The 19,040-nt window shown below is 40.9% G+C and carries 16 protein-coding genes; 15 read left to right on the plus strand and 1 reads right to left on the minus strand.

What is annotated here, in order from left to right; genetic code table 11:
- The first annotated feature begins 7 nt into the window (after window positions 1-7).
- The 15 genes from NMM17_RS03925 to NMM17_RS03995 all read left to right on the plus strand — a co-directional run bounded on the left by NMM17_RS03925 (window position 8) and on the right by NMM17_RS03995 (window position 17,561).
- Window positions 8-1,876 (plus strand): AAA family ATPase, encoded by a 1,869-nt coding sequence (locus tag NMM17_RS03925; RefSeq protein WP_254753869.1) that lies wholly within the window; start codon window positions 8-10, stop codon window positions 1,874-1,876.
- A 36-nt stretch (window positions 1,877-1,912) separates the two neighbouring features.
- A complete protein-coding gene (locus NMM17_RS03930; RefSeq protein ID WP_254753870.1) occupies window positions 1,913-3,514 on the plus strand; it encodes a type I restriction-modification system subunit M in 1,602 nt (533 codons plus the stop codon).
- Between the two features lie 132 nt (window positions 3,515-3,646).
- Window positions 3,647-3,985, plus strand: coding sequence for a type II toxin-antitoxin system RelE/ParE family toxin (locus NMM17_RS03935; protein ID WP_254753871.1), 339 nt, complete (start codon window positions 3,647-3,649; stop codon window positions 3,983-3,985).
- The gene (locus tag NMM17_RS03940) at window positions 3,978-5,063 is read left to right on the plus strand and encodes a HigA family addiction module antitoxin (RefSeq protein ID WP_254753872.1); all 1,086 of its coding nucleotides are present in this window, start codon (window positions 3,978-3,980) and stop codon (window positions 5,061-5,063) included. Before NMM17_RS03935 ends, NMM17_RS03940 begins: the two co-directional genes overlap by 8 nt.
- A gap of 130 nt (window positions 5,064-5,193) precedes the next feature.
- Window positions 5,194-5,598: a YbgA family protein gene (locus NMM17_RS03945; RefSeq protein ID WP_254753873.1), complete on the plus strand. Its 405-nt coding sequence runs from the start codon at window positions 5,194-5,196 to the stop codon at window positions 5,596-5,598.
- Complete coding sequence (locus NMM17_RS03950; RefSeq protein ID WP_001241801.1) at window positions 5,582-5,944, plus strand: TIGR02328 family protein; 363 nt, start codon at window positions 5,582-5,584, stop codon at window positions 5,942-5,944. Before NMM17_RS03945 ends, NMM17_RS03950 begins: the two co-directional genes overlap by 17 nt.
- Window positions 5,945-6,187: 243 nt before the next feature.
- Window positions 6,188-8,437 carry a 5-methyltetrahydropteroyltriglutamate--homocysteine S-methyltransferase gene (metE, locus tag NMM17_RS03955; RefSeq protein WP_000108229.1) on the plus strand — a complete coding sequence of 750 codons (2,250 nt, stop codon included), beginning with the start codon at window positions 6,188-6,190 and terminating at the stop codon, window positions 8,435-8,437.
- A 61-nt stretch (window positions 8,438-8,498) separates the two neighbouring features.
- Window positions 8,499-9,365: a methylenetetrahydrofolate reductase [NAD(P)H] gene (gene metF / locus NMM17_RS03960; RefSeq protein ID WP_000089963.1), complete on the plus strand. Its 867-nt coding sequence runs from the start codon at window positions 8,499-8,501 to the stop codon at window positions 9,363-9,365.
- Between the two features lie 533 nt (window positions 9,366-9,898).
- A complete protein-coding gene (gene pnp / locus NMM17_RS03965) occupies window positions 9,899-12,112 on the plus strand; it encodes a polyribonucleotide nucleotidyltransferase (RefSeq protein WP_000166437.1) in 2,214 nt (737 codons plus the stop codon).
- Window positions 12,113-12,127: 15 nt separating this feature from the next.
- Window positions 12,128-12,745, plus strand: a complete 618-nt coding sequence (cysE, locus tag NMM17_RS03970; RefSeq protein WP_000539979.1) for a serine O-acetyltransferase — start codon at window positions 12,128-12,130, stop codon at window positions 12,743-12,745.
- A gap of 11 nt (window positions 12,746-12,756) precedes the next feature.
- Entirely contained in the window at window positions 12,757-13,641 is an 885-nt protein-coding gene (locus NMM17_RS03975) for a GNAT family N-acetyltransferase (RefSeq protein ID WP_254753874.1), read from the plus strand.
- Window positions 13,642-13,722: 81 nt separating this feature from the next.
- On the plus strand, window positions 13,723-15,066 hold the full coding sequence (cysS, locus tag NMM17_RS03980) for a cysteine--tRNA ligase (protein WP_254753875.1): 1,344 nt from the start codon (window positions 13,723-13,725) through the stop codon (window positions 15,064-15,066).
- On the plus strand, window positions 15,059-15,445 hold the full coding sequence (locus NMM17_RS03985) for a Mini-ribonuclease 3 (RefSeq protein ID WP_254753876.1): 387 nt from the start codon (window positions 15,059-15,061) through the stop codon (window positions 15,443-15,445). The genes cysS and NMM17_RS03985 overlap by 8 nt, the downstream gene beginning before the upstream one ends.
- Before the next feature lie 3 nt (window positions 15,446-15,448).
- Window positions 15,449-16,318 (plus strand): helix-turn-helix domain-containing protein, encoded by an 870-nt coding sequence (locus NMM17_RS03990; protein WP_000968020.1) that lies wholly within the window; start codon window positions 15,449-15,451, stop codon window positions 16,316-16,318.
- 112 nt (window positions 16,319-16,430) lie between these two features.
- Window positions 16,431-17,561, plus strand: coding sequence for an ABC transporter ATP-binding protein (locus NMM17_RS03995; RefSeq protein ID WP_033686510.1), 1,131 nt, complete (start codon window positions 16,431-16,433; stop codon window positions 17,559-17,561).
- A 97-nt stretch (window positions 17,562-17,658) separates the two neighbouring features.
- Here the strand turns inward: NMM17_RS03995 and NMM17_RS04000 are convergent, their stop codons facing one another.
- Window positions 17,659-18,849 (minus strand): oxidoreductase, encoded by a 1,191-nt coding sequence (locus tag NMM17_RS04000; RefSeq protein ID WP_254753877.1) that lies wholly within the window; start codon window positions 18,847-18,849, stop codon window positions 17,659-17,661.
- Window positions 18,850-19,040: the final 191 nt, after the last annotated feature.

Here is a 19,040-nt window from a genome sequence, read left to right on the forward strand (position 1 = left end):
AGGAATCATGTATAGCTCTATTAAAGAATTAATTGAAAATATAGAATCCGAAAAGAAAAGACTTCAAGATATCTTTAGTCAATTAGCTGATTATGAAAAAGAAGCATATGAGAATCAATATCAGCAAGTAGATAATGATTTTTCATCTCTTATTGATTTGATTAATAACGAATTAGATGATGAGTTTTTATCTGGTGATGTGACAGAAAAGTATAAAAAACTACGTGAGAATTGGTTAAGAAATATATTTAGTTGTCATGGTAGTGATGTTTATACGTATGAAACAAATCTACCTCAAATTTTAAAGGATTTTAAAGCAATTAAACTTTTCTCTTTCATTGCTAAAATAGATTCTACGACTGTTATTATAGGAGCTAACGGAGCAGGGAAAACTAGTCTTATTAATGAATTAAGAAAGAATAGTATAGATGAGATGTATGTCTTACCTGCTCAAAAACTATTGTATTTTGTGTCTAATACCCACAATCGTAATGGAATTACTAAAGAAAAATACATTCAAGATTTGAAAGAGGTGAATATTAAATATGACACGATTGAAATACAGACTCACCAGATTGAAGATGATTTTTCGGGCACTTTTACTAAACTGATAACACTGTGGGTAAAAGATTTTGCAAAAGTAATGACTGATAATGCTAGGGTAGTAGGAGAGGTGTCCATTGCTTTATTGGACAGAGTGGAGCAAATATGGAATCAAATTTTCCCAGAAATAACATTTTATCCTGAATCTGATGATAGAGTTTTAGAAGTTGTAAGAAATGGAGATAAATATAGTATAAATGGCCTTAGCGATGGGGAACGCTGTGTATTATTTTATATTGGTAACGTTCTTCTTGCTCCAGAAAATAGCTATATTGTGGTTGATGAACCTGAAACATTTCTAAACGCAGCTGTCTATAATGAATTATGGGATTTGCTAATATCAGAGCGACATGATTGTCAATTTATTTTTGCTTCGCATAATATGGATTTTGTCCAATCAAGAACAAATGCTACTTATATATGGTGTAAGAAATTTGAAGCACCTTACAACTTGGAATACCAGAAATTAGATGATTCTCTAAATTTACCTTTGAAATTATTAACCGAAGTATCAGGTACAAAGAAACCAATACTATTTTGTGAAGGAACTAAAAATAGTATAGACTATCAGATTTATTCCAAATTATTTAGTGATTTTTGTTTTGTAAAACCAGTTCAAGGACATAAACAGGTCATCCAGCATACAAAAGCCTATAATAATTTACAACTTTTACATGGTAATACAGCATACGGAATTATAGATAATGATTGGATGGATAAAAGTAGTATTCAAGTGTACAAAGAACAGGGTATTTTTGTTCTTCCATTTAATGAAGTAGAGATGATACTTGTTGATGAAGAAGTCGTGAAGTCATGCTTACATTTTGATGATGACAAAGAAAAACAACAAAAAATTAAAAATCTTCAACAAAGTATCATTGAATCTTGTAAAGAAAAGAAAGATAAAATAATAAGTATTGCCTTGAAAAAAAGACTCGATGAATTTTTGGAAGGTAGCTGTATTCAAAATAATAAACCTAGTAAAGAGGATGTTGAAGAATTTTTTAAAAGTTTAGTAGATGAATTTGATGTATCTTCAACGGTTGATAATATAACTTCTATCGTTGAAGCAAGTTTGGCTTCATCTGATTTTTCAAGGATATTAAAGATTTGTAACCTAAAAAAAGAAATAATTGATTACAGAGGAAATACAGAAGTAGTTCCAAACTTTAAAGATAAAGCTTTAAGACGTATTGCATTGGATAGTGATTTACAGAAAAAATTACGTCAAAAATATTTTGAAGAATTAGAAATGAAATTATTGAAGCAATAGATAGATTTTTAAATTTATAAAAAAGAAAGAAACATTATGGAAACAACACAAACGTCCCAGTCGCTTTACCAAGCCCTGTGGAACTCAGCGGATGTTCTCCGCTCTAAGATGGATGCTAATGACTATAAGTCCTATCTTTTGGGTATGGTCTTTTATAAGTATCTGTCAGATAAGATGCTCTTTTTCGTGGCGGAGACTATGGAGGAGGGGAGTGAGAGTCTAGAGGCTGCTCTTGAGATCTATCGTAACTACTATGAGGATGCGGGCACCCATGAGGATCTTCTTGCAGTTATGAAGGATGAACTCAACTATAGTATCAAGCCTGAGTTGACCTTTACGGCTCTGGTAGCGCGTGTCAATGAGGGGACTTTCCAGTTGGAAGATTTGGCTCAGGGTTTTCGTGATATCGAGCAGAGTGACGAACTCTATGAAAATCTCTTTGAAGATATTGATCTCTATTCCAAAAAGTTAGGGGCAACTCCGCAAAAGCAAAACCAAACGGTGGCGGCAGTTATGAAAGAGTTGGCTGTGCTAGATGTAGCTGGTCATGCTGGCGATATGCTGGGGGATGCTTATGAGTATCTGATTGGTCAGTTTGCGACTGACTCAGGTAAGAAGGCTGGTGAGTTCTATACACCTCAGCCTGTTGCCAAGCTCATGACCCAGATTGCCTTTTTGGGTCGTGAGGATCAGCTAGGCTTTACCATCTATGATGCGACTATGGGGTCTGGCTCTCTCTTGCTCAATGCCAAGAAATACTCTCACAAACCGCAGACAGTGGTCTACTTTGGGCAGGAGCTCAATACCTCAACCTATAACTTGGCTCGGATGAACATGATTCTACACGGTGTTCCTGTTGAGAATCAATTCCTCCACAATGCCGATACACTGGATGAAGACTGGCCTACTCAAGAGCCGACCAACTTTGACGGTGTTCTCATGAATCCTCCCTACTCTGCCAAGTGGTCCGCAAGTTCTGGCTTTATGGCGGATCCTCGTTTCTCTCCTTTTGGGAAACTGGCTCCCCAGTCCAAGGCTGATTTTGCCTTTCTCTTGCATGGTTACTACCATCTCAAGCAGGATAATGGAGTTATGGCTATCGTTCTTCCCCACGGTGTTCTTTTCCGTGGAAATGCGGAGGGGACCATTCGTAAGGCCTTGTTAGAAGAAGGAGCCATTGATACGGTTATCGGTCTACCTGCCAATATCTTCTTTAATACTAGCATTCCGACTACGGTCATCATTCTCAAAAAGAACCGTACCAATCGTGATGTTTACTTTATCGATGCCTCTAAGGAGTTTGATAAAGGGAAAAACCAGAATATCATGACGGATGCTCATATCGAGAAGATTTTAGAGGCCTACAAGTCTCGTGAGGAGATTGACAAGTTTGCCCATTTAGCAAGATATGAAGAAATTGTCGAAAATGATTATAACCTCAATATCCCTCGCTATGTAGATACCTTTGAGGAAGAAGAAGTTGAACCGCTGACAGATATCGTCAGTAAGATTAATACGACAAATAAAGCAATCCAAAACCAAACCGCTTCCCTACTCGAGATGCTGAACCAACTCCACGGAACCACACCAGAAGCCGATGTTGAACTCAAAAAGTTTTTGAAAGAGTTTGAAGGGTGATGGGGGAAGGAGTTAGATACGTCAATCTGATTTGAAATTCCAGCCAAATTAACTTTTGGCTGGTTTTTGTTTTCTAAAGATGATATAATTAAATTACCTATTAGGTAATTTAATTTGAACAGAAAGGGACATATGAAGCTTATCTATACAAACAAAACTGTTAAAAAGCAGTGCACAGAGCTGAGACAGGCGAAAAAAGATTTTTCGGATAAGATTGCTGTAAAATTGCATCAGTTGATCAACTTTTTGGAAGCGGTGGATTCTTTGGCTAGTGTGAAAGATTTTCCTAAGTATCACTTTCACCAACTAAAGGGAAAGAAACAGGGACAGTTTGCTTTAGATATAGATGGTCGAAAGAGTTCCTATCGGTTGATTGTGGAATTTCGTGAAGAGGATTTAGAAAAGGTGTTTCCAAGTCCTGTTGAAATCGAAATCCTAAAAATAGAGGAGGTCAGCAATCACTATGAGTAATAAAATTGTTGAATACAAAGACCTGATTGCTTTTCATCCAGGTCAGTATGTTGAAGAGTTGATTGAAGAGTATAACGTAACGCAGAAAGAATTTGCGGAGCGTTTGGGGGTTTCAGCAAAAACTGTCAGCAAGCTGGTCAATGCTGAGGAGTCCATTAGTAAAGAAACAGCTCATAAGCTTGCCAAGCTAAGCGGAGTTTCCATGCAAACTTGGCTCAATCTTCAAAATGCTTACGATGTAAAAGTGGCAGAGATTGTAGAACAAAGAGAGCTAGAAGAAGGTAGCGAGAAAGACATCTGTGAGATGATTGATTTCAAGTATTTTAAGGAAGAAGGCTACGTTCCAGACAAACGCTATACTTTGAAAGAAAAGATCGTCGAGCTTCGCAAGATTCTAGGGGTGGCAAGTTTAGAAAACCTTACATCTTTTAACCATTTAGTCAGCTATCGGAATACGCGTGAGTTTACAACTAAAAGTATAGTCAACTCTAATATCATGCTGGAGTTGGCATCTAAAAAAGCACGTGATAAAACGACAACTAAGTTAAATCGCAGAAAGCTAGAGAGAAGCCTGCCTGTGTTGAGAAAGTTGACAAGACAAAATCCAGAAGTTTTCCCTCAATGCTTGTATGATATCTTGCTAGACTGTGGTGTGATCCTAGTAGGTCTACCTGCTTTGCCAAATGCCAATCTAAATGGAGCGACTAAAAAATTCAGTAATGGTAGTGCCTTGCTTTTACTTACGGATCGAAACAAAGCGTCAGATATTTTTTGGTTCTCACTATTTCATGAGATTGGGCACATTCTGGAAAATGATTTTTCATCTGATGAAGGAAACAGTGAGTCCTATCTTCGTTCTGAGGAACAGGCAGACCGGTTTGCAAAGGATTTCTTGATTAGACCAGAAGATTATCAAGCTTTTGTAGAAAAAGGAAACTTTGATAAGACAGATATCCTTCGATTTTCTGAGGAGATAGATATTCATCCTAGTGTCGTTTTAGGCAGATTACAAAATGAGGGCATTCTCGGTTTTGATCGTTTCCGAGAATTAAAAGAAAATTATTACTTTGTTTCCTAAGTGTCAGGAAATTTTTAGAAGATGAAAAAAGATTCATACAGTCAGTCATGTGAAGTCATTGATTCGCTAATTTTTTAGATGCAACTTTGTTTCCATATTTCCTGGAAACTGATAGAAAACAAGGAGAAACATGGAAGCAACTAATCAAAAATCCCAGTGCCAACAACTCTGGGCTAGAAATAAATACCTCGTTTTGAGTCATTCTAGCAATATTTACAATGAGATTCGTCAGTATCTCAAGAATGAAGAGGTGGAGGTGAGTATGGTTCAAGAGATGATTGACCGTGCCTGTCAGATTCCAGAACACAGGGGTCAGGTTTGCAATGCTTTTCAGCATATTTGGGGCTATTTTAAAAAGAAAGCGACAGATGATGAGCGCAAGGACTACATGCTCTTGCTTGATCGCTACCGCTTTGGTCAGGTTTCTAAGGAAGACTTGATCACTAAGACTCGAGACTTGCTTGATCGCTATCCCAATACCTACTTGCAACATTCGACTTTACTGAAAGGAGATTGTCATGAGACTTTGGCATGAGGCTTTGATTTCACAACTTCCCCGTCCTCAACTCTTGGGGCAACATCGAGAGTGTTGCGCCCTGCGTGGCAATGGCTGGGGCAGAAAGCATGCGACAGTGGACTATGTCTTTACTCACTCGCCCTATCGTCTCTATGCCTATCATCGCTTAATCATGGAGGAGATGGCTAACCGAGGCTATAAGGTCAGTCCAGAGTGGATGGACAAGAACTACCGTGGCAAGACTTGCCCTATCTATGAAGATTTAGCAGAGGAAAAGTTGACCAGTCCTATATACAGCGAACATGACGATGCCTACTATGAGGAGTGTCTGGACAATCTCCGAGAGAAGGGGATCAACCTATAGTCTTTTTTAATAACAAGTCATAGTCACTTATAAGAATTACTAATAACACGTTTTACCAGTCTAACTAAAATACAGCAAAAAACAAGTTACACAAAGGATTTGAGGCATGTGTCTCAAGTCTTTTTCTTTTGTTTAAAACAGAGATATAGTTTCAAACTATATCAAAGCCTAATTTTTTACAATTATACAGATGATTCCTTTTCTGTTAAGATAGTTTCAACAACAAATTTTGGAGGACACATCATGTCAACTACAATCATCGGTTTCCCTCGTTTGGGCGAATTCCGCGAATTAAAATTTACAACTGAAAAATACTTTAGAAAAGAAATCTCAGAAGAAGAACTCTTGGCAGCAGCAAAAGACTTGCGTGCGAAACACTGGAACATTGTCAAAGAAAAAGGAATCACTGAAATTCCATCAAATGACTTTTCTCACTATGACAACTTCCTAGATGCAGCTTTCCTTTTCAACGTGGTGCCTGCTTCAGTTCAAAACTTGGACTTGTCTGACCTTGAGCGCTACTTCGCTTTGGGTCGTGGTTACCAAGGAGAAAAAGGAGACGTTCGCGCCCTTCCAATGAAGAAATGGTTCAACACCAACTATCACTACATCGTTCCTAAATTTGAAAAAGACACTCAAGTCAAACTTGCAGGTCACAAAATTTTCGATGAGTTCCAAGAAGCAAAAGAACTTGGATTGAACACTCGCCCAGTTCTTGTAGGTCCATTCACTTTCCTTCAATTGTCAGACTTTGAAGAAGGCGTGAAAGCAGAAGACTTCGTAGACAGCTTAGTGGCTGCTTACCAAGAAGTTTTTGCAAAATTGGCTGAACTTGGTGCAACTCGTATCCAATTGGATGAAGCGGCTCTTGTAAAAGATTTGACAGCTGAAGAAAAAGCTCTCTTCTTGAACCTTTACAATAAACTTTTGGCTGACAAAAAAGGTCTTGAAGTATTGCTTCAAACTTACTTCGGTGACGTTCGTGACGTTTACGCTGACCTTGTAAACTTGCCAGTAGATGCTATCGGTCTTGACTTCGTTGAAGGTAAGAAAACTCTTGAACTCGTTAAAGGTGGTTTCCCAGCTGACAAGACTCTCTACGCAGGTATTGTCAATGGTAAAAACATCTGGCGTAACAACTACGAAAAGAGCTTGGCTGTTCTTGAACAAATCCCAGCTGAAAACATTGTCTTGACAAGCTCATGCTCACTTCTTCATGTGCCATTTACAACTGCTAATGAAGAATTTGAACCCGCTATCTTGAACCACTTTGCCTTTGCAGTTGAAAAATTGGATGAGATTCGTGATTTGGATGCTATCCGCAATGGTCAAGGTGAAGAAGCACTTGCAGCTAACAAAGAACTCTTTGCGACTGAGCGTGTTGGTGAAAATGCGGAACTTCGTGCGCGTATCGCTGGCTTGACAGACGCAGACTACACTCGTTTGCCAGCCTTTGCAGAACGTGAAGCTATCCAAGAAGAAGCTTTCAAACTTCCAGCTCTTCCAACAACAACGATTGGTTCATTCCCTCAAACAAAAGAAGTTCGTGCGAAGCGTTTGGCTTACCGTAAGGGTGAATTGTCTCAAGAAGAGTACGACGCTTTCCTTGCTGAAACTATCGACGAATGGATCAAATGGCAAGAAGATATCGACTTTGATGTCCTTGTTCACGGTGAGTTCGAGCGTAATGACATGGTTGAGTACTTCGGTCAAAACTTGTCTGGTTACCTCTTCTCTAAAAATGGTTGGGTACAATCTTACGGTATGCGTGGGGTGAAACCACCAATCATCTGGGGTGATGTCACTCGTCTTAACCCAATCACTGTTAAATGGTCTAGCTATGCACAAAGTCGTACAAACAAACCTGTTAAAGGTATGTTGACTGGACCTGTTACAATTCTTAACTGGTCATTCCCACGTGAAGATATCTCTATCAAGGATTCTACTCTTCAAATCGCCCTTGCTATCAAGGATGAAGTGCTTGACCTTGAAGCTGCTGGTGTAAAAATCATCCAAATCGACGAGGCTGCTCTTCGTGAAAAATTGCCACTTCGTCGTAGCGACTGGTACGAAGACTACCTTGACTGGGCAATTCCTGCCTTCCGCTTGGTACACTCAACAGTAGCGCCAGATACACAAATCCACACTCACATGTGTTACTCAGAATTTACAGATATCATCCCAGCTATCGACAACATGGATGCGGACGTTATTTCCTTTGAAGCTAGCCGTTCAAACCTTGAAATCTTGGACGAACTCAAAGCGAAAAACTTCCAAACTGAAGTGGGACCTGGGGTTTACGATATCCACTCACCTCGTGTGCCAAATGAAGGCGAAATCGACAACACAATCGAAGCCATCCTTGCTAAAGTACCAAGCAAGAAAGTTTGGATCAACCCTGACTGTGGTTTGAAAACACGTGGTATTCCAGAAACAAAAGAAAGTTTGATCCGCCTTGTTGAAGCAGCTAAAGTTGCGCGTGAGAAATTGTAAGATTAGATTTCTTCCTACAACGGTTGTTCAAAATGAAATCAAAAAGAAAAGGATAAGGACTATGTCACGCCAAACACCGTCACTCTCATTTGAAGTGTTCCCTCCAAACCCAGCAGTGGGTAATGATAAAATTATTTCATCCTTGCAGGACATGCAGGAGTTGGCTCCTCACTTTATCAGTGTAACTGCCAGCAATAATAAATTTAATATCAAGGAAACGACGGTTCGTTTGGCTGACTTTATCCAAAATGACTTGGCGATTCCGACTATTGCTCACTTGCCAGCCATCTATTTGACTAAGGACAAGGTGGCTGAAACTATTGCTGACTTGGACAAGGTTGGGGTGCAGAAAATCTTGGCTCTTCGTGGGGATATTATTCCTGATGTGGAACCTCAAAAGGATTTCCGTTATGCAACTGACTTGATTGAGTTCATCAAGGAACAAGCTCCTCACTTTGATATTATCGGAGCATGCTATCCAGAAGGGCATCCAGATTCACCAAATCAGATTTCAGATATCCAAAATCTTAAGAAGAAAGTAGATGCAGGCTGTTCGAGCCTTGTAACTCAGCTTTTCTTTGACAATGAGCGCTTCTATGATTTCCAAGACAAGTGCATCTTGGCTGGGATTGATGTTCCTATTCATGCAGGGATTATGCCAATTCTGAATCGAAATCAAGCTCTTCGCCTCTTGAAGACTTGTGAGAATATCCATCTTCCACGTAAATTTAAAGCTATCTTAGACAAGTATGAGCATGACCCTGAGTCGCTCAGAGCAGCAGGACTTGCCTATGCAGTGGACCAAATCGTGGACTTGGTAACTCAAGATGTTGCTGGAGTGCATCTCTACACCATGAACAATGCAGAAACAGCAAAATACATCCACCAAGCAACCCATGCCTTGTTTAATCATCAGTCTCTAGGATAATAAAAAGCAAACCATTCTTCTCAGGTGAGGGGAATGGTTCCTTTTTAATGGTAAAGACCGCACTTTTTAAGAAAAATATGATAAAATAGACTCTGTACGTACTTGATACAAAGATGAGGGTATTAAATAATACAATGCATTCAAACTGCAAGATTTAGCGACACGAGCGAGTCAAATCGATATTATTTGACGAGGGAGTTAGTAAAGCATTTAGCTAATCGCCCGATAGCGATTAGCGTGAAAGGTTTAGATACTTTAGTATCAAACCTTTCTAATGATTTGTATCTAGATAGTTGAACACGGGCTAAATCCCTAGTGAAAAAGATAGATTTCCTGATGTGCATCGCAACTGCGTCAATTGAATGCTATCTTGAGCAATTGAACCCGGCCGAAAAGCTGTGTAAAAAAGATAAACTGTCTTGTCTTCATCGAAGACTTCGTCAGTTTCCTATTTTTACTTTGCTTTTGACGCCCTTAGTATCTTGATTTTTGTAGGCAAGGCGTATAATTTCATCAATCCAAAGGGGATTAAAATGACAAAACAAGTGTTTCAAACGACTTTTGCGGGTCGTGAGTTGGTTGTAGAGACTGGTCAGGTTGCTAAGCAAGCAAATGGCTCTGTTGTCGTTCGTTACGGTGAGTCAACGGTCTTGACTGCGGCCGTGATGTCTAAGAAGATGGCAACTGGGGATTTTTTCCCACTCCAAGTCAACTACGAAGAAAAAATGTATGCAGCTGGGAAGTTTCCTGGTGGCTTTATGAAACGTGAAGGGCGTCCTTCAACGGATGCAACTTTGACTGCGCGTTTGATTGACCGTCCAATCCGTCCAATGTTTGCGGAAGGTTTCCGTAATGAAGTACAAGTGATTAACACCGTGCTTTCTTATGATGAAAATGCTTCTGCACCAATGGCAGCTATGCTTGGTTCATCCTTGGCGCTTTCTATTTCAGATATTCCATTTGACGGACCAATCGCTGGGGTACAAGTGGGCTATGTCGATGGTGAAATCATCATTAACCCGACACAAGAACAAGCAGAGCGTTCGCTTCTTGAATTGACAGTAGCAGGTACCAAGCACGCCATCAACATGGTAGAGTCTGGTGCTAAAGAATTGTCAGAAGAAATCATGTTGGAAGCCCTTCTTAAAGGACATGAAGCTGTTAAAGAATTGATTGCTTTCCAAGAGGAAATCGTTGCAGCTGTTGGTAAAGAAAAAGCAGAAGTAGAATTGCTTCATGTGGATGCTGAATTACAGGCTGAAATCATCGCAGCCTACAACAGTGACCTCCAAAAAGCAGTTCAAGTAGAAGAAAAATTGGCTCGTGAAGCAGCAACTCAAGCAGTCAAAGACCAAGTAACTGCTGTTTACGAAGAAAAATATGCGGACCACGAAGAATTTGACCGTATCATGCGTGATGTGGCTGAAATCTTGGAACAAATGGAACACGCAGAAGTGCGCCGTTTGATCACAGAAGACAAGGTACGTCCTGATGGTCGTAAGGTTGATGAAATCCGTCCTTTGGATGCGGTTGTTGACTTCCTTCCTCGTGTGCATGGATCAGGTCTCTTTACTCGTGGGCAAACTCAGGCTCTTTCAGTCTTGACCTTGGCTCCAATGGGAGAAACTCAAATCATCGATGGTTTGGATCCAGAGTACAAGAAACGCTTTATGCACCACTATAACTTCCCTCAATATTCTGTAGGAGAAACAGGTCGTTATGGTGCGCCAGGTCGTCGTGAAATTGGTCACGGTGCTCTTGGTGAACGTGCTCTTGCTCAAGTCTTGCCAAGTTTGGAAGAATTCCCATACGCAATTCGCTTGGTAGCAGAAGTCTTGGAATCAAACGGTTCTTCATCTCAGGCTTCTATCTGTGCTGGAACGCTTGCCCTTATGGCTGGTGGTGTGCCAATCAAGGCGCCAGTAGCAGGGATTGCCATGGGTCTTATCTCAGATGGTAACAACTACACAGTACTGACAGATATCCAAGGTTTGGAAGATCACTTTGGAGATATGGACTTCAAGGTTGCAGGTACTCGTGACGGTATTACAGCCCTTCAAATGGATATCAAGATTCAAGGGATTACTGCAGAAATCTTGACGGAAGCCCTTGCCCAAGCCAAGAAAGCTCGTTTTGAAATCCTTGATGTGATTGAAGCAACCATTCCAGAAGTTCGTCCAGAATTGGCTCCAACTGCTCCGAAGATTGATACCATCAAGATTGATGTGGACAAGATTAAGATTGTCATCGGTAAAGGTGGAGAAACCATCGACAAGATTATCGCTGAAACAGGCGTTAAGATTGATATCGACGAAGAAGGAAATGTGTCTATCTACTCTAGCGACCAAGATGCCATTAACCGTGCCAAAGAAATTATTGCTGGTCTGGTTCGTGAAGCCAAGGTGGACGAAGTCTACCATGCTAAGGTTGTTCGTATTGAGAAATTTGGTGCCTTTGTTAACCTCTTTGACAAGACAGATGCCCTTGTTCACATCTCTGAGATGGCTTGGACGCGTACCAATAATGTCGAAGACTTGGTAGCAATCGGGGATGAAGTTGATGTTAAGGTTATCAAGATTGATGAAAAAGGACGTGTGGATGCTTCTATGAAAGCCCTTCTTCCTCGTCCTCCAAAACCTGAACGTGATGAAAAAGGCGAAAAGTCTGAGAGACCTCACCGCCCACGTCATCACAAGGATCACAAACCTAAGAAAGAATTTACAGAAACACCAAAAGATTCAGAATAAGAAAAGGAGAAATGTATGGGATGGTGGCGCGAAACCATTGATATCGTAAAAGAAAATGATCCAGCGGCCCGCACCACTTTGGAGGTTTTGCTGACTTATCCAGGTGTCAAGGCCTTGGCGGCCCACCGTCTCTCGCATTTTCTCTGGAAGCATGGCTTCAAACTCCTGGCTCGTATGCACAGTCAGTTTTGGCGCTTTTGGACTCAGATTGAGATTCATCCAGGTGCCCAGATTGATTCAGGTGTCTTTATCGACCACGGTTCTGGTCTGGTGATTGGGGAAACAGCGATCGTTGAAAAAGGTGTTCTCCTTTATCACGGGGTGACTCTTGGTGGGACTGGTAAGGATGTTGGCAAACGCCATCCGACCGTTCGAAAGGGAGCTCTCATATCGGCTCATGCCCAAGTTATCGGACCAGTGGAAATCGGCGAAAATGCCAAGGTCGGTGCTGCAGCAGTTGTTGTAGCAGACGTACCTAGTGATGTGACGGTTGTCGGTATTCCTGCTAAGATTGTCCGTGTTCATGGTAAGAAGGATGAGCCGGTCATTCACGAAGTCGAAGAAAAACGAGAGTACTACGTCAATAAACTCGAGCAGGCTAAAGAAGCCAGTCACAGATCGTCTGGGTTGTAAAGGTTACCTATATGATTCAAGCAAGAAACAAGTTAAGCCAAAAGGAGTTATCTGACGCGAAAAAACTAATTAACTGTTGCCAAGCCTATGATGGTACTTATCGTGATCCTTATCTCTCTAACATGCTTAATTTTGACCCAAACATGCCCGCCTTTTTCCTTTATTATGAAAAAGGCGAACTTGTTGGTTTATTAACTGTCTATGCAGATGACCAAGATGTGGAAGTGACGATACTGGTTCATCCAAATCATCGCCGTCAGGGAATTGCACGTGCATTGTTTACTAGTTTTGAGAAAGAAACGGCTTCTTTCCCTATTCGTTCAGTTACTTTTCAGACAGAACGTCTTTTTCTAGACCGTTATCCTGATTTTGTCAGCAACTGGGGATTGGTCGAGGACGAGGATACAGAAACCTGGTTAGGTAAGGATAGAAGACCTTATCCGTTAGAAAAGCTTTCCAATCTTGAAGTTTTGTTAGCAGATAGTTCATATCAGGAGCAAATCAGTCAATTAAAATTTCAGGCATTCTCAGAGGAACATGAATCTAGAGAGATTGTGGATAGATATGTCGCTGAAGCTCTGAAGGATCCAGAAAGTCGCTTATATATTTTGTTAAAAGACGGTCAGGTTATTGGAACTTGCACGGTAGATTTATCGACTAATACGAATTACTTCTACGGGTTAGCAATATCTGAACCTGAACGTGGGAAAGGCTATGGAAGCTACTTAGCAAAATCCCTTGTCAACCAACTAATTGAGCAAAATGACAAGGAATTTCAGATTGCAGTAGAGGACAGCAATGTAGGTGCCAAGCGCTTGTATGAAAAAATTGGCTTTGTCAAACAGACCCAGGTGGTTTATCTGAATGAGAAAGGAGCAAGGGATTCCGAAGTGTAGAGAGATTCGGACTGAAATTCAATTGAACTCTTAGTGATGAAACTAATTGTTCTTGGATTTTAGCTTTCCTAACTATGATTTATGATTAAAATCTATGACACTATGTCTCGTGATTTGCGAGAATTTGTCCCGATTGAGGACGGCAAGGTCAAGATGTATGTTTGTGGGCCAACCGTGTATAACTATATCCACGTAGGGAATGCCCGTTCGACGGTAGCTTTTGATACGATTCGACGTTACTTTGAGTATCGTGGGTACGAAGTTGCCTATATTTCTAATTTCACGGATGTGGATGATAAGATTATCAACCGTGCCAAGGAAGAAGGCATCACGCCTCAGGAGGTTGCGGACAAGTACATCGCTGCCTTTCGTGAGGATGTGACAGCCTTGGGCGTCAAACCTGCGACCCGCCATCCGCGTGTGGTGGAGTTTATGGCTGACATCATCCGCTTTGTGGAAGATTTGATTGAAAAAGGCTTTGCCTACGAGAGTCAAGGAGATGTCTATTTCCGTGTGGAAAAATCTCACAACTATGCCAAATTGGCTAATAAAACCTTGGAAGATTTGGAGCTGGGTGCTTCAGGTCGTACCGATGAAGAAACAGCTCGTAAGGAAAATCCTGTAGACTTTGCCCTCTGGAAATCTGCCAAATCAGGCGAGATTTCTTGGGACAGTCCTTGGGGACCTGGTCGTCCGGGCTGGCATATTGAGTGTTCGGTCATGTCGACAGAAATTTTGGGCGATACTATTGATATCCACGGTGGTGGAGCGGACCTTGAGTTTCCTCACCACACCAATGAAATTGCTCAGTCTGAAGCTAAAACAGGCAAGACTTTTGCCAACTACTGGATGCACAATGGCTTTGTCAATATCGACAATGTCAAGATGTCCAAATCTTTGGGGAACTTTATCACTGTCCATGATGCCCTCAAAACCCTCGATGGGCAAGTGCTTCGTTTCTTCTTTGCGACTCAACACTACCGTAAGCCTATCAACTTTACGGAAAAGGCAGTGCGTGATGCAGAGACTAATCTCAAGTATCTAAAGAACACTTACGAACAACCATTTTCTGGGACTGTAGATGATCAAGAGTTACAGGCTTTTAAAGACAAGTTTATAGCAGCTATGGATGAGGATTTCAACGCTGCCAACGGTATCACAGTAGTCTTTGAAATGGCCAAATGGATCAATTCCGGCAACTATGATGCAAGTGTTAAGGAAGCTCTTGCGGATATGTTGGAAGTCTTTGGGATTGTCTTTGTTGAGGAAGTATTGGATGTAGAGATTGAAGCCTTGATTCAAAAACGCCAAGAAGCGCGTACCAATCGAGACTTTGCGACAGCTGACCAAATCCGTGATCAACTGGCTGCTCAAGGGATTAAGCTTCTTGACACCAAGGATGGAGTGAGGTGGACACGTGATTGATATCAATCTCATTAATGGGATTGCGCTAGCTTTTGAGGGGGATGCGGTGTATTCTATGTATATTCGTCGTCACCTCATTCTTAAAGGCATGACCAAACCCAATAAACTCCATCAAGAAGCGACCAAGTATGTCTCAGCCAAGGCTCAGGCACGACTGATTTCCCTTATGTTGGAGGAGCGAGTCTTAACGGAAAAAGAAGAAGAAATCTACAAACGTGGTCGCAATACCAATAGTCACACCAAGGCTAAAAATGCTGATGTGGTGACTTACCGTATGTCCACAGGTTTTGAAGCAGTCATGGGCTATCTTCATATGACTGAAAATCTGGAACGTCTTGAGAGCTTGATTTCGTGGTGCATCCAAAAAGTGGAGGGCTAGGACATGATGGCAAAAGAACTACAAGACTGGTTTCCTGAAGCTCAGATTTCAGACCAACCAGTAGAGAAAGAGGGATTTCTTACGCTCCCTTTAGCTTCTCAGCAGTGGATTTTGCTGGAGGAAGCTAGTCTTAGCGAACGTGAAAAACAACTGGTGGCTCTCTTAACCAAACAGGAGCAAACTATTTCGCTCAATCCTTGGTATCCCTATCTGATTGAGGGGAAGGGACAGGCGCCGAAAACTTTTAAAAAGATTCAGTTGGTTTATTGTCATCTTTCCTATTTTCAGCAGGAAAATCTAGCTTCTTGGCTAGATATGATGCGGACTCTTTTTCCCAACTGTCAGACGGTGCTTCAGGTCGGAGCTCAGGATTATGTTTTCGTGCTTCAACAAGATAAGTACACCTCTGTCCGAGCTATTTTAAGTGATACGATTGAAGCGGTTGAGTATGACTTTGGACTGCGTCTCTCTATTATGTTAGGACAGGTTTGGTCTCAGACGGTCCATCAAGCCCTATCAGACTTAATCAAAGCAGAGCGCGATTTGTTCAAGACTTGGTGGCGTCAGGGCCACCAAGGTGTTCATACTTTTTCTCAGCTCTATCTTTGGAGTATGGGAGAAAGGCTTGTGGATTTGAGAGTAATCAAGGAATGTCTCCATCAGATGATTTTGGATCAAGACCAGATTCAGGAAATCATTCTCTCGCTTTGGGAAAATAGTGCTGTTCTCACTAAAACAGCCCAGCAACTCTACCTGCACCGCAATTCTCTCCAATACAAGATTGACAAATGGGAAGAATTGACAGGGCTTCAGTTGAAGGAATTGACTGACCTGACCTTGTGTTATCAGTTGATTTTACCAGATATTTTATAAAGTTTTGTGCAAGTTGCACAGAACTTTTTTGTTTTTTTGGTCACCTTGCCATAGAAATGTAAAGCGTTTTCATCTATAATAAAACTATCAAAAGACAAAAGGAGTTCACCTCATGGTAGAATTGAATCTTAAAAACATTTACAAAAAATATCCAAACAGCGAACACTACTCAGTTGAAGACTTCAACTTGGACATCAAAGACAAAGAGTTTATAGTTTTTGTAGGTCCTTCAGGATGTGGTAAATCAACAACTCTTCGTATGATTGCTGGTCTTGAAGACATCACAGAAGGTACTGCATCTATCGATGGCGTGGTTGTCAACGACGTAGCTCCAAAAGACCGTGACATCGCCATGGTATTCCAAAACTACGCTCTTTACCCACACATGACTGTTTATGACAACATGGCTTTCGGTTTGAAATTGCGTAAATACAGCAAAGAAGACATCGACAAACGTGTGCAAGAAGCAGCAGCAATCCTTGGTTTGAAAGAATTCTTGGATCGTAAACCAGCTGACCTTTCAGGTGGTCAACGTCAACGTGTTGCCATGGGTCGTGCGATTGTCCGTGATGCAAAAGTATTCTTGATGGACGAACCTTTGTCAAACTTGGATGCCAAACTTCGTGTATCAATGCGTGCTGAAATCGCTAAAATCCACCGTCGTATCGGAGCTACAACTATCTACGTAACTCACGACCAAACAGAAGCGATGACACTTGCAGACCGTATCGTTATCATGTCAGCAACTAAGAACCCTGCTGGTACAGGTACTATCGGACGTGTAGAACAAATCGGCACTCCTCAAGAAGTTTACAAAAACCCAGTTAACAAATTCGTAGCAGGATTCATCGGAAGCCCAGCTATGAACTTCATCAATGTGAAATTGGTTGGTAGCGAAATTATTTCAGACGGTTTCCGTTTGAAAGTTCCAGAAGGAGCATTGAAAGTTCTTCGTGAAAAAGGCTACGAAGGTAAAGAATTGATCTTCGGTATCCGTCCAGAAGATGTGAATGCAGAACCTGCTTTCCTTGAAACATTCCCAGAATCAGTTGTCAAAGCTACTATCTCTGTATCAGAATTGCTTGGTTCAGAATCTCACCTTTACTGCCAAGTTGGTAAAGATGAATTTGTTGCCAAAGTTGATGCTCGTGACTACTTGCAAACAGGTGCAACAGTTGAACTTGGATTTGACTTGAACAAAGCACACTTCTTCGATGTAGAAACTGAAAAAACAGTCTACTAAAATAAATGAAACTCAAAACACTGCTAGAAATCTGGCAGTGTTTTTTGAGTGTTTGGACAGAAAAAACTCCTGGGAATTTCCAGGAGAGTATGATTGATTATTTGAACTTGAATCCTTCGTAAATAAGCTCTGCTTTGGGATTCTGTTTCTTAATCTGTTTAGCAAGTGATTTCATCATAGAAAGGGGACCACACATATAGATGGTTGCCTGTTCAGGCATTTCTTTTTGTTCAAAATGAAGATAGCCGTCTTTCCTACTGTCTACTAGATGTAGTTCGAAATTAGGGTTTTTCTGAGCATAGTCACGGAGTAAATCCAGATAGACTGCATTTTCCTCTCCACGGAAGCTATAGTAGAAGTGAACCTGTTTATCTAAAATAGGATGTTCACGGATGTAAGAGATGAAGGGGGTGATTCCAATACCTCCAGCAATCCAAACCTGATTTTTTCGTCCTTCTTCTATAATCATGTGTCCGTAAGCTCTGTCTACGCTTACTTTGCTGCCGACTTGAAGATTGTCATAGATATTCTTGGTATGGTCGCCTGAATTTTTGACAGTAAAGTAAAGAGTTTGGCCGTGACCGCCTGAGATAGAAAAGGGATGCGGAGCGCTTTCGAAACCTTCTTGGAAAATCTTTAGGAAGGAAAATTGGCCTGATTGATAGTTGAAAGGTTTGCTAAGATGGATTTGAATTTCTCTAGTATCGTGATTCAAGCGTTTGAGATTGGTGATTTTTCCAAGGTATGGGAAGGTGATTATCTGGTAAAGGAAGATGATGTAAAACCCAGCTAGTAAGCCTAAAAGGGCATAGCTACCAACAACAAAACTTAGAAGATTAAATGTGAGGAGGCGATTGCCCATCATCATGTAGACGTGAAAGAGTCCGAAAATATAAGCTAGGTAAACTAGACGGTGAATCCATCGCCAAGCTTCGTATTGGATGTATTTGCCTAAATAGGCGACAAGGATGATGCTGATAAAGATATAGATTGCAAGATTGCCAAACTGAGCAGCTAATCGAGAGCCCCACAAACCGCCCATACTAAAGTTATGAAAGATTAGCAGAATGATTGAGAGAAAGGCTGTAAATTTGTGGACAGTATAGACCTTCTCCAAACCGTGAAACCAGCTTTCTAGTAGTGGGAGACGAGTGGCTAGGATAAAGGTCAGAGATAGGCTTGTTAAAGCTAGTCCTGGAATCATGAATTGGGGAGAAGTGCCCATCCAAGTCAAAATAGTCAAGACAAAACTAGCTATGATAAAGAGTATTCCTTTGATTGATTTCATAGAAAATTCCATTTCATTTAGATTTGATTTGTTGTAAACAAATTTGTTACATTTTATCATAGAAAAAGTATAGTGTCAAATTGAGGTCTATAAATATCTACTCTCATCAAAAAAACTCTCCAATTTAACTGGAGAGTGGCTGTTTATACTTAATGAAAATCAAAGAGCAAACTAGGAAGCTAGACGCAGGC

The organism is Streptococcus sp. CF7_Ac1-12 (genome assembly GCF_024295905.1).
In the GTDB taxonomy this organism is placed as follows: domain Bacteria; phylum Bacillota; class Bacilli; order Lactobacillales; family Streptococcaceae; genus Streptococcus; species Streptococcus mitis_AP.